9 protein-coding genes, 5 pseudogenes and 1 CRISPR repeat array are annotated in these 11,953 nt (G+C 49.5%); of the genes and pseudogenes, 9 read left to right on the forward strand and 5 right to left on the reverse strand.

All coding sequences use genetic code 11. From position 1 onward, the window contains the following. Positions 1-25 precede the first annotated feature (25 nt). Positions 26-178, reverse strand: a pseudogene (locus IO95_RS24475) (helix-turn-helix domain-containing protein); the annotation flags it as partial. 23 nt (positions 179-201) lie between these two features. On the opposite strand from IO95_RS24475, the pseudogene tnpA (IO95_RS20605) reads away from it, so the two are divergent. From tnpA (IO95_RS20605) to IO95_RS20615, 4 genes and pseudogenes are all read left to right on the forward strand, one after another. Then, positions 202-414 (forward strand): annotated as a pseudogene (gene tnpA / locus IO95_RS20605) (IS200/IS605 family transposase); the annotation flags it as partial. Between the two features lie 1,069 nt (positions 415-1,483). Then, complete coding sequence (locus tag IO95_RS26205) at positions 1,484-1,840, forward strand: hypothetical protein (RefSeq protein WP_023492718.1); 357 nt, start codon at positions 1,484-1,486, stop codon at positions 1,838-1,840. 4 nt (positions 1,841-1,844) lie between these two features. After that, positions 1,845-2,477 (forward strand): TauD/TfdA family dioxygenase, encoded by a 633-nt coding sequence (locus IO95_RS26210; RefSeq protein ID WP_023492717.1) that lies wholly within the window; start codon positions 1,845-1,847, stop codon positions 2,475-2,477. 11 nt (positions 2,478-2,488) lie between these two features. After that, positions 2,489-3,406: an AEC family transporter gene (locus IO95_RS20615; RefSeq protein ID WP_023492716.1), complete on the forward strand. Its 918-nt coding sequence runs from the start codon at positions 2,489-2,491 to the stop codon at positions 3,404-3,406. Positions 3,407-3,611: 205 nt separating this feature from the next. Here IO95_RS20615 and IO95_RS26215 read toward each other — a convergent pair. Further along, a pseudogene (locus IO95_RS26215) lies at positions 3,612-4,139 on the reverse strand (AAA family ATPase); the annotation flags it as partial. A 44-nt stretch (positions 4,140-4,183) separates the two neighbouring features. Between IO95_RS26215 and tnpA (IO95_RS24485) the strand changes: the two are divergent. The 3 genes and pseudogenes from tnpA (IO95_RS24485) to IO95_RS25410 all read left to right on the forward strand — a co-directional run. After that, a pseudogene (gene tnpA, locus IO95_RS24485) lies at positions 4,184-4,461 on the forward strand (IS200/IS605 family transposase); the annotation flags it as partial. A 185-nt stretch (positions 4,462-4,646) separates the two neighbouring features. After that, complete coding sequence (locus IO95_RS20625) at positions 4,647-6,677, forward strand: alpha-amylase (protein WP_023492042.1); 2,031 nt, start codon at positions 4,647-4,649, stop codon at positions 6,675-6,677. Then, positions 6,659-6,874 (forward strand): hypothetical protein, encoded by a 216-nt coding sequence (locus IO95_RS25410; protein ID WP_152554984.1) that lies wholly within the window; start codon positions 6,659-6,661, stop codon positions 6,872-6,874. The genes IO95_RS20625 and IO95_RS25410 overlap by 19 nt, the downstream gene beginning before the upstream one ends. Positions 6,875-6,884: 10 nt before the next feature. On the opposite strand, the gene IO95_RS20630 is transcribed toward IO95_RS25410, so the two are convergent. Beyond that, positions 6,885-7,232 carry a helix-turn-helix domain-containing protein gene (locus IO95_RS20630; protein ID WP_023492040.1) on the reverse strand — a complete coding sequence of 116 codons (348 nt, stop codon included), beginning with the start codon at positions 7,230-7,232 and terminating at the stop codon, positions 6,885-6,887. 105 nt (positions 7,233-7,337) lie between these two features. On the opposite strand from IO95_RS20630, the gene IO95_RS20635 reads away from it, so the two are divergent. Together IO95_RS20635 and argC are read left to right on the forward strand one after the other, a co-directional pair. Continuing rightward, on the forward strand, positions 7,338-8,195 hold the full coding sequence (locus IO95_RS20635; RefSeq protein WP_023492038.1) for an SDR family oxidoreductase: 858 nt from the start codon (positions 7,338-7,340) through the stop codon (positions 8,193-8,195). Positions 8,196-8,567: 372 nt separating this feature from the next. After that, entirely contained in the window at positions 8,568-9,506 is a 939-nt protein-coding gene (argC, locus tag IO95_RS20640; protein WP_023492037.1) for an N-acetyl-gamma-glutamyl-phosphate reductase, read from the forward strand. 189 nt (positions 9,507-9,695) lie between these two features. Here argC and IO95_RS20645 read toward each other — a convergent pair whose 3' ends face one another. Both IO95_RS20645 and tssD read right to left on the reverse strand, forming a co-directional pair. Next, positions 9,696-9,905, reverse strand: coding sequence for a DUF1471 domain-containing protein (locus tag IO95_RS20645; protein WP_023492036.1), 210 nt, complete (start codon positions 9,903-9,905; stop codon positions 9,696-9,698). A 216-nt stretch (positions 9,906-10,121) separates the two neighbouring features. Beyond that, positions 10,122-10,379, reverse strand: a pseudogene (gene tssD, locus IO95_RS20650) (type VI secretion system tube protein TssD); the annotation flags it as partial. Positions 10,380-10,397: 18 nt separating this feature from the next. Beyond that, positions 10,398-11,952: direct repeats of the CRISPR family, unit length 28 nt; unit sequence GAAACACCCCCACGTGCGTGGGGAAGAC. The last annotated feature ends 1 nt before the right edge of the window (position 11,953 follow it).

Here is an 11,953-nt window from a genome sequence, read left to right on the forward strand (position 1 = left end):
CCAGCCATGCGGCCATTTTTACCTAGGGAAGGTATTTGTTTCCCGCCTCATGATTTTCATTCTGTAACGCCAGTGCGCGGTTAAAAACAAAACGACAAGCCCCAGAGAAGCGCCGCATATCACGCTCTTGCTGACCATTGGGTCTTAACTGGAATTTAAAGGCTTGCAGTCGCTTCATTCCCACAATTATACTTTTGGCCTATGACAAAAGAAATTGATATTCGTCGAGGAAGACATTGTACTTTCCTGATGCATGTTCACTTGGTCTTTATTACCAAGTATCGACGCAGAGTATTTGATCAGGATGCTATCGAGAAGCTACGAAATTACTTTGCCAGTGTATGCGCTGATTTCGAGGTTGAACTGGTCGAGATGGACGGCGAAGGCGATCACGTTCACCTGCTGATTAACTACCTGTAACGGCTCGCGTTTGAAACCCTATGGGCTCGCATTTACCCACTTTTTGAGCTCACAATAATTGCAAATGAAAATCCCTCCAGGCTCACATTAAGTGACAATGAGCTCGCATTTATCTTTGTCGGCTCGCATTTCATCATCATCGGCTCACAATAACTGCAAATGAAAATTCCCCATTGCACTACCCTGCGTCTTTTATGAGTACACATCAAACTGACGTCAGGATAAAAGCAAAATACTGTCCAGTTGAAGCCTTTTCTTGATTTTCTAGACACTTCTCGCCGCATGTCTATGAACCTAACCTGACACTACTGTTCAAAAAATGCACTTAACGTACATTTCCGTACGGTTGGGCTTCAGACCCCTGTGCGACATTAGGCTGTATAAATCGTTGTTCTCCGATTTGAGAGAACCGCCTGTATCACCATGTGAACCTAGGATCCTGAATAAAGTAGCGAGTCTGACAACGTAACAAAACGCATTCTGATGCGTGGGATACAAATCGTGAGAGGCGTGTCTTCCTGGCAACCACAGTCGGGTAAGTGCAAGGTAGTCAGTACGGTGAACATAAGTGAATCTACGTAGAACGCGTCACGAGGTAAGCAGCGGAAGTGGTTAACACGCTGTGGCCAAAAGGCACCGAGGGTGGGTAGAAGACTATGGGGTTATCTTCTCGTGATCCATATGCCCTCCGCATTCAAGTAGGCACCTAACCTGACACACGAGATATACGGAACATGGTAAGCCCGTATCCGACTTAATGAACCTGGCCGTACCTTCTGGGCAAAAGTTAACGTGAAGTTCTGACGCTGTCTGAGACAATGGCAGTCGGCCATGATAGTTTCCAGGACCATAAAATTAAATACAAACAATGAATTATCTCCTTAGCGTGGTTTTTCATTGGCCTTCAAACCCCGTTACTCTCCGCCAAGGATCGGACGGAGGGGGCGTGATTGAGATTATGCATTTAGTTAATAAATATTTGTGTGTTTGATTACAAAGTGTTAACATTTCGCCACTTTGATTAGATTTGATATCCTTTATTTATTGTCACGGAATACACTGAATGGATAACCAAAATGTCTTTCAATTGATGGAGCAGGAGCGAAACAATTTATTTTCGGCATTAGATAAAATTGCTTACGATCCCGCCGGCGGTGATGCTTATATTCATGCGATACGATCGTCCATGATCACACATTTGCCACTTCGGATAAGCGCCGCTTTAAGTCAACAAAAAACTTCGATCAAACCAAGGCCATACCTTATTTTAAAAAATGCGCCGGTAGATAAAGAGGTCTTTTTCTCCCCTTGCCCCAATCAATATACGCCCTCGGCTAAATCGGGGAACATCAGTGAAAATTTTTTGGTCGGTTTATCTTCGTTAATTGGTGAACCCTATTCTATGTATAGAGTTAATTAATAACTTGATCCCAAAACGCGAAGCCAAAAATGAATATACCGGTCTGGGATTCGACGTTGAACTGGACTTCCATATTGAAAATGCGGCCCTGAAACACCTGGAGCAGTTCAACGTCTCACCTATGGGCCTGCTGTTGGCTGGCGTGCGCCGCGATCCGAACAGCCCGATGACGCGCATCTCCGATTCGCGTCTGGCCATCGCTCAGCTTAGTCGCGAGGATGTAGAAACGTTGGCCAGTCAGTTGTACAGCATCAAGCTGCCGTACCGCAGGCGCCAATCTACGCAGGTCGGGCGTGAAGAGACCGAGTTGGTACCGCTGATTTCGCAAAACCACGTGTTGCCGGATGTTAGCGCAGTCTTCTATCCCGGCATGATTGTGGCCAGCACGCCGCGAGCGGAAGCTGCGCTGGAACGTTTCTATAGTCTGGTGAAAGAAAACGCCATCGGTATCGATATTTGCCCGGGTGATTTGGTTTATATCGATAATCGCTTTGTGCTGCATTCGCGCGATAAATTTACACCTTCTTTTGATGAGAAAGATACGCCGTTACGCTGGGTGCAACGTGTCTTCGTTTCGGCAAATTTGTGGAATCACCGTAACCTCAATCAGGTTGAAGGGCGTATTTTCTCGATTTAAGGCCATCATTCATGTTAAACGTTTTTCTTTCTATACTGCCCATTTTTTTGTTAATCGTATTGGGCTATTTGTCCAAGCTATATGTTAAAGATGTTGCCGTATTCTGGGGCTTCTCTGACAAGTTTGTTTATTACCTTTTTTTTCCGGCACTATTGATATTAGATATCAGTGAGGCGGATTTTAGCGGTGCGGACAGTTTTTATCCCGTCGTGGCGACCATTATTTCCACTCTGGTTGTTGCGCTGATTATTTTCGTTGGGAAGCTGTTCTTCAATACTTCATCCGCTCTGTTTACCTCCATTTTTCAGGGCGGAGTAAGATACAACTCTTATGTATTCATCGCACTCTCACAATCGCTGTTTGGCAGTGAGGGGGTGGCGCTGTCCGGCTTCTTTGTGGCATATATGATCATTCTGACCAATATCATGAGTGTGTTGGTGATGAACCACTACGGCACCGGTAGCAAGAAAAGCCTGAGTGGCGCGCTGCTGGCACTGACGAAAAACCCACTGATCATCGGCGCGCTGTTGGGGGTGCTGATGAACCTGTGCAACCTACACATTACCGGCGCGATAAAACAGCTATTCGTGTATTTGTCCAACGCTGCAACGCCACTGAGCCTGATGTCGGTGGGCGCGGGGCTGATCGTCAGCATGAATATCCGCAAGCTGGTTTCCATCTCTTATGCGACCATGCTTAAATTGGTGGCAATGCCTTTGATTACCATTGCACTGGTTCACTATTTCGGCGCCACCGGCGTGCCGGCCAACATCGCGATTCTCTACTCCGCCGTCCCTTGCGCCGGCAACGCTTATATTTTGGCGCGGCAAATGGGCGGCGATCATGAAGCGATGGCCTCCATCATCACCTCGACGACGCTGCTGTCGGTCATCACCGTCACCTTCATCCTAGGCAGCGTAGCCCTTTAACACTGGCGCCGGGCGGCAATAGCTGACCCGGCGTTTTCGGTTCATGGTTTGTCTATGGTGTATGTGCATGTATTTACTGTTACTGAACTTCATGGCGTTTTCAGAGGCTTCAGCCGCTTTGTTACCGCCACGACTGCTTTGATTACTACCTGTAGCGGCTCGCATTTCATCATCATCAGCTCACAATAACTGCAAATGAAAAACGTCATATTGGCAACCCCACCGCCAGCATCCGATCACGTAGTTCTGTCGTTCGCGCAGGATCGAGTTGATTATTGAACAAGGCTCTGATTTCTGCAGGTTTGGCATCAAATTGCTCCACCATATCTTTCAAGCGATAACCATGGCGTGTTAACGTCGGCTCCAGGTCGTCAAGCTGGCGCGAGAGTACCGATTCGATCAGAGCTGCAGTTATTGGCTTTTCTCCCGTCTGATAACCCGCCTCCAGGGCCAGCGTCAGATGCAACTGAACCTGAAGCGGGGTCCGAAGTTTCATCGCCAATAAATCAATGGCGTCAGTAGTGAGAACCTCTTCCGACTTCCCTTTTCCTATACTGGTTTTTAGCAGCCATTGAATGTATTCCCGTTGGCTACCGGCTATGCCGTCCAGCGTGAAAATATCAGTCCGATATCCAATCTCTTCCATCGTGGGACGTCTCGGGTCATTACGTAGTTTTGGGTGGCCAGCTAAAACGACTGATAGCCGCCCACCACCGTCTTCCACGACTTCCAAGTGGGTAAATGCGAGCCTGACTGATTTCAAATGCGAGCCGCTACAACTACCCACCAAAGTTAGCGGTATCAAATCTTGTTAACAGCCTCAAGGGTGTGTCTAGCCGATTACTTCGTCGTGATCGCCCTGACATTGCAGCTCGGTATTACTACAAAGGTGTTCTGTGGACGCCGAGCTACTTTGCCAGTAGCTCGGCGGATCGCCAATATCCATCATCAGGCAATACATTGAGCAACAGCAAACACCAAGTTAGGTAGAAAACCGTGCCTTATATCCTCGCCCTGAAGGACGGGGTTTTACGGCACACCGGATAAAAGATTAATTTCCCAATTGGCAGTTTTTTACTGCCAATATACTCGTCATACTTGAAGTTAGATGTCTGTTGGCTTTACATGGGCAGTGCAGATATCCTCCCCCCGGATCCTCCCTGCCCAGCTCCCTGTATGGATGAGTTTTTTTGTATAAAACAGGCGCATACTGCACAAAACGCAACCACAGGTGGTCAGGATGAAACGTGCAGTTTTCGCTACTCTTTTTCTGCCAGCAATGGCACTTGCCTCATGGACTGCGGCCGATTTCCCTGCTTTTACGCCTGCAGGTAGCGGTCAATGGATTAGCCAGCAATCACTCCCCAAAGGGACCCGCCCATTAACAATCCATTTTGATCAACAGTGTTGGCAACCTGCCGCCGCCATTAAGCTCAATCAGAGCTTACCACTTGAATCCTGCCACGACGCCACACCGCAGTGGCACATTTTCCGTGATGGCCACTACCAGCTCAAAATAGACACCCAAGCCAGTACGCCGACACTGGTGTTGAGTGTCGCCAGCCAGGACAACGCGACACCACAAGTCTTGGCCCGTCAGTGCCCACGTTGGGACGGTAAACCGTTAACCATCGAGGTGGGCCATACCTTTGCTCAGGGCAGCCATGTCCGGGAATTTTACAGTGGGCAAATCGCTCAGGTACAAAATGGGAAAATTACGCTGCAACCGGCAGCCGACAGCAATGGTCTGCTGCTACTTGAGCAGGCTGACACCGCCAGCCCTGCACCCTTTAACTGGCATAATGCCACGATATACTTCGTGCTAACTGATCGCTACGTCAACGGCAACTCGGACAACGACAACAGCTATGGTCGCCATAAAGATGGCATGCAAGAAATTGCCACCTTCCATGGTGGCGATCTACAGGGTCTTGCCAGTAAGCTCGATTATTTACAACAGTTGGGTGTTAATGCGCTGTGGATCAGCTCACCACTTGAGCAAATTCACGGCTGGATAGGGGGTGGCAGTCAGGGAGATTTCCCCCATTACGCTTATCATGGGTATTACCCCATGGACTGGACGCGTCTTGACGCCAATATGGGCAGTGAGACTGATCTGCGCAACCTGGTGGATGAAGCACACAAACGTGGCATCCGTATTCTGTTTGATGTGGTGATGAACCATACTGGCTATGCCACCCTTGCGGATATGCAGCAATATCAGTTCGGTGCACTCTATCTGCAAGGTGACGGGCTGAAAAAAACCTTAGGTACACACTGGAATGACTGGAAGCCAGGCACAGGACAAACCTGGCACAGCTTTAATGATTACATCAATTTCAATGATCCGCATGCCTGGCAAAAATGGTGGGGAAGCGCGTGGGTTCGTGCCGATATTGGCGATTACGACAGGCCTGGCTTCGATGACTTGACGATGTCCGTTTCCTTTTTACCCGACCTGAAAACGGAATCTACTGAGCCTTCCGGCCTGCCCGTGTTTTATCAGCACAAACACGATAGCCAGGCTGCAACCATTGCCGGGTATACGCCACGCGATTATTTGATTCACTGGCTTAGCCGATGGGTACGGGAATACGGTATTGATGGTTTCCGTATCGATACCGCGAAACATGTGGAGCTGGCTGCGTGGCAGCAACTGAAAAACCAAGCCAGCAGCGCGCTGGCAGTATGGAAACGCGATAACCCAGGAAAATCGCCAGACTCTGGAAACTTCTGGATGACAGGTGAGGCTTGGGGACATGGGGTGATGGAAAGCAAATACTATCATGCTGGCTTTGACGCGATGATTAACTTTGATTATCAGGATCAGGCTGCAAAAGCCGTCGACTGCTTGGCGGATATTGATGATACCTGGCAGACCATGGCAGACAAACTCCAGCAGTTCAATGTGCTGAGTTACCTTTCCTCTCACGATACCCGCCTTTTTCGCGAGGGTGGGAGCTCAGCCGCAGAACTACTGCTACTGGCACCCGGTGCGGTGCAAATTTTTTATGGTGATGAATCAGCCCGCCCCTTTGGCCCCACTGGCTCCGATCCTCTGCAAGGCACACGCTCAGAGATGAACTGGCAGGATGTTGGCGGTAACGCCGCCGCCAATGTAGCGCACTGGCAGAAACTGGGCCAATTCCGTGCCCGCCATCCGGCGATTGGCATGGGTAAACAAACCACCGTGACACTCTCCCAAGGTTATGGCTTTGTGCGTGAGTGGGGTAATGACAAGGTGATGGTGGTGTGGGCCGGGAAACAGTGACTTGGGTTGTTGCTAACAACGACTTCAAGGCGATAAGCACCAGTTATTGTCGCGGTTTATCCCCGCTGGTGCGGGGAATACTGTCTCAGGCACTGGCAAACGATCTGGTTTTCCAACGTCACGAAAGTATTACCAGAGCAGGAAGTGTGGACAGTGATAGCTTTATCAGTAAAGTTCAATCTGCTGTTTTGTCATAGCAGCACCACACTACCTGTTCTCGGAAGTGACAGTAACAATGACCTCTTCAGGTAAAGCCACTCCCCAGCGGTGCATGGCTTCCAATACCTCACGTAAGCTTTGTCCAAGCGGAGTCAACTCGTAAACAACCCGTGGTGGTGTTTCAGCAAAGGCATTACGCGTGAGCAAGCCGTATTGCTCGAACTGTCTAAGCCGGTGGGTAAGCGTATGCGCACTGATACCCGGTAAAGCTTTACGCAATTCGGTAAATCGATGTGGCCCATGTAATAGCTCACGTATGATCAGCGTGGCCCAAGGACCGTCTAAAAGAATGAGAAATCGGGCTACGCCGCAACGCGGAAATTCAGATCGAAACATGAAAAATTTCCTATTAGTGCAGTTGATGTAACTGGTGCAGTATATGCAACAATGGAGTTTCAGTATATTACTTCACCCTACTTTATTTCACTTAGGATAATTCTTATGACTTACATTGTTCATGGCGCAACAGGGGCTCAAGGGGCTCCACTGTTTAAACGACTTCAGCAGTCAGGCAAGCAGGCGATTGCCGCAGTACGAAACACAGACAAACTTTCCGGTATGCCGAGCATACAAATTGATAATGCGTCTATCGACTCCTTGGTTACTGCCTACCGTGGAGCGGAGGGTGTATTTATTCATTTGCCGCTAGCTGCTGAAGCAGACCGTGTTACTTATGCACACAATATTGCTCAGGCCGTCAAATTAGCCAGACCAAAACGTGTCGTTATTTCGACCAGTGGTATCATTATTGACGAGCCAGGCTCACCACTTCAGGCTCCCGATGACTCGGCGATAGCTATCCTGATCGACGGAGTGCAGAAGACTGGCATTTCTACCGCGGTTGTAGCTCCTCGCTTGTATCTGGAAAATCTGCTACTACCGATGGTCTTCGGTCCAGCGCAATCCGAGGGTGCATTACGTTATCCTCTTCGGTCCGATTTCCCGGTGTCCTGGAGTTCGCATCTTGATGTGGCGGAAGTTGCAGAGCGTCTATTTAATCAGCCGGAGATAACGGGCGTTGTTGGCGTTGGTCAGTTGCCTGGAATGCAGGGGGCTGATCTGGCGCTTGGCATGGCTAAATATCTTGGCCGTGATGTCATATTCGAAAGTATGGAACCCCAAGATTTCGGTAAATTAGTCGAACCATTGATCGGACCTGCCGCTAACGCCGTGGTTGGTCTGTACCAGGCGCTATGGCAAGCACCCGGCAATACTATCTCACCCGCCACTAGCGCACAGCAGTTACTGAACATCATTCCGAGAAATGTCGAAAGATGGCTGACTGAAACACTGAGCTAACTGAGGTAGTTCATCCCCGCAGACGCGGGGAATAAATGCTCAACGACAATGAACCGCCTTGGGGATCCTGAAGACTATTTTCTATCGGTTGAAAGGAGATTCTCACGTCATTAAATCGTTACTCACCTGAGCTCGTCATGCCTGCTGGCCACTACGTTTACGTCAAGATTTACATTAGCGAAACTGCTTGGACGTGATATGTTTTTTAAACCGGTCCCTTATGTGCATCAAAGCGACTCTATGGCAGGTCGCTTCGAACAAATTTATGGAAATTAGGGGGTTAACGGACTTAAATCCGTCATAAAGCTTCAGGCAGCCAGAGAAGAAGCCGCGCGCGGAACTGGATTACACCATTACATTGGCACTAACACTATGAAACCACGTATTTTTATAGACGGTGAGGCAGGAACTACAGGTTTGCAGATACACTCTCAGCTCAGCAACCGTGATGACATTGAGTTGCTTGAGCTGCCGCGTGCAGAACGCAAGGATCCGCAGAAACGTAGCCAGGCGCTTAACGAATGTGACATTGCGATTCTATGCCTGCCTGACGATGCAGCACGTGAATCCGTGTCATTGGTTAAAAATCCTCGGGTGCGAATTCTGGATGCAAGCTCGGCTCATCGTTCTACCCCTGGTTGGGTTTACGGTCTGCCAGAACTGACCTCCGGCCAAGCGGCGTTGATTGCTGAGGCCAACAGAGTCACTAACCCCGGCTGCTATCCTACAGGGGCTATTGCTTTGCTGCGTCCTCTTACTGAACGGGGCATGGTTCCACGTGATTACCCTGTTAATGTACATGCCATTTCCGGCTATTCCGGTTCCGGACGTTCATTGATTGAAGCCTATGAAGATCCAAACCATCCCGAGCCGATCAGCGCGGCTTTTCGTGGATATGGTTTGAGTCTGAAGCATAAGCACGTTCCGGAAATGCAACAACAAGCATTATTAACCTATCCCCCCTTATTCACGCCTTCTTACGGAAAATACCGGCAAGGAATTGTTCTGTATGTGCCTCTGCATGTAAGACTTTTGCAGGCCGGTATCAGCGCGAAACAGATCCATGACTGCCTGTCTGAATTTTATTCAGACGCTAAGCACATCAATGTTATTCCAGTGGAACAGGCTGCAAAGGTGACGCAGTTAGACCCAGAATATTTAAATGGCACAAATTCTCTCGATATTTATGTGTTCGCCAATGAAGAGGCCGGACAAATTCTTTTGGCCGCGGTATTCGATAACCTCGGAAAAGGAGCCTCCCGCGCTGCAATACAGAATTTAAATATCATGTTAAATAATGTAAGCCAGTAAACACAGCACCAATTCCCCTCTCGTTTTTTTACGGAGGGGAATTGATGAAATATCAGCTTTGGAGAGACTGTTCGGCAACCATCTAGATCCAGCGTCCCGCTTCGCTTAGGTGGCTTTTTTATGTATTGAGGGGGGGGCAGAACAGCCACACTCAGTGGCCTATTCCGGCTGTTCCCTCAGCGACCACTCTTATTTGGTCAATTTAGCTGTCATATGGACGCCGTTATTGAAATGAGCGCTAGTGATTTTGTATGACGCACCCTGTTTAGCTGCCTGTGCTGCAATTTTAACTTCTGCGCTATCAAGAGTGGAAGCTGTAACACTGACGCTCTGAGCAAAAGCACCGAAAGACATCATGGAGATGGCAGCAACAGCAACTAAAGTTTTGATGGATTTCATGGTCGTATTCCTTAAGTTATTTTGTTTGGTTTAGGGGGTTTTCCCTGATGTGATAAATGATATGACAACCATGAGATAATTAAAATCGAAACGATTTGCGTATTTCATTCAAAAAAAATGAACAATAATAGCGAGCGAAAGTGCAGTGCAGAGAGCGGGTGTTATGTTCAATCCTGCGGGGTGGTACAAAAGAAAAAAGCCCCGGAGGACTTTGAGTTACGCCGTTGGACGTTCGCTCCAGGAGTCATGAGCTAACAGATTGCCGTTTTTGTACAGGTGAGTGATTTTCTCATAGTTCAGGGCAACTTCTTCCATATGGCCTGTGCCTGGACAGCCCTGTGTATCGTGCATCACCGGACTGACTGAAATCACCTTCACATTCTCCAGTGAGATCCGGTAATACTCCACTTCTTGTCCGGCATCGTTGATGTTGTAGAACCGGAACTCAGCAGATTTTAGCGTTTGGTCTGTCGCAGCTGCCTTAAAGGCGCAAAAACACCCCCACGTGCGTGGGGAAGACGTAACCCGAGCTGATAACCCATGAGTTAATAGGGAAACACCCCCACGTGCGTGGGGAAGACAAACGCGTACTCAACCTGTGCGGCGGCCTGCTGGAAACACCCCCACGTGCGTGAGGAAGACCGTTATAAGACGTGATGTCCACCTTTTGATTAAGAAACACCCCCACGTGCGTGGGGAAGACACTTGCACGGAGCGGGAAACAGGTATCACTTTAGAAACACCCCCACGTGCGTGGGGAAGACTGTATTCACGCTGCTCAAGGCCATCGGGTAGGAGAAACACCCCCACGTGCGTGGGGAAGACCTACGGGGCTTTTTTATTTCCACTCATCTTGCAGAAACACCCCCACGTGCGTGGGGAAGACCTGAATGATGTTGTTAATGACGCTCAAAAAGAAGAAACACCCCCACGTGCGTGGGGAAGACTTTGAGTTATGGCTCACCGCGCCACCCCTGTTTCGAAACACCCCCACGTGCGTGGGGAAGACGAAAGAACATCGGCAAAATGGTAAACACTGGCGGAAACACCCCCACGTGCGTGGGGAAGACCTCAGCTTGAGCCAGTACCATCGCCGCATCTGGGAAACACCCCCACGTGCGTGGGGAAGACATCGACCAGCGATTCAACGGCAACCGGGCCGAGGAAACACCCCCACGTGCGTGGGGAAGACTGTGTATGCGCTGGTAAATCAGTTCTGGGTAAAGAAACACCCCCACGTGCGTGGGGAAGACTGTCTTTGACGGAGGCGATGAGAAAAAACCAGAGAAACACCCCCACGTGCGTGGGGAAGACACACAGCGCAAAGCCAGGCACAGCGCCAGGCGAGAAACACCCCCACGTGCGTGGGGAAGACCCGAGGGCGATTTTAAATAGGATAAAATTATGAGAAACACCCCCACGTGCGTGGGGAAGACATATTGAAACCATCCCATCCCAAGACGAAGATGGAAACACCCCCACGTGCGTGGGGAAGACTAGACCTAAACTATGAGCTGCAAAAGCTGGACAGAAACACCCCCACGTGCGTGGGGAAGACATGAAGGACTTGCTATTAGCAACGTAAATAATGGAAACACCCCCACGTGCGTGGGGAAGACGACACCTGAGGGGATTGGTCGATATATGAAAGAGAAACACCCCCACGTGCGTGGGGAAGACCGCGATGAGACATAACTACCTCGCTGCTACAGGGAAACACCCCCACGTGCGTGGGGAAGACTCGGAGTCGTTCATTATGATCAATCGTGAACAAGAAACACCCCCACGTGCGTGGGGAAGACGCACCCCGCCAGGTCCGCCCATCGTCACTGTAGGAAACACCCCCACGTGCGTGGGGAAGACCAGCATGATCGCGACGATGAACGAGCAAAAGATAGAAACACCCCCACGTGCGTGGGGAAGACATCCTGTTTCATGGTCTGAGTGGGTTCAGTTCAGAAACACCCCCACGTGCGTGGGGAAGACTTTAGCGGTAGGCTGTCTATGTACTGCTTGATAGAAACACCCCCACGTGCGTGGGGAAGACA

The organism is Serratia sp. DD3 (assembly GCF_000496755.2).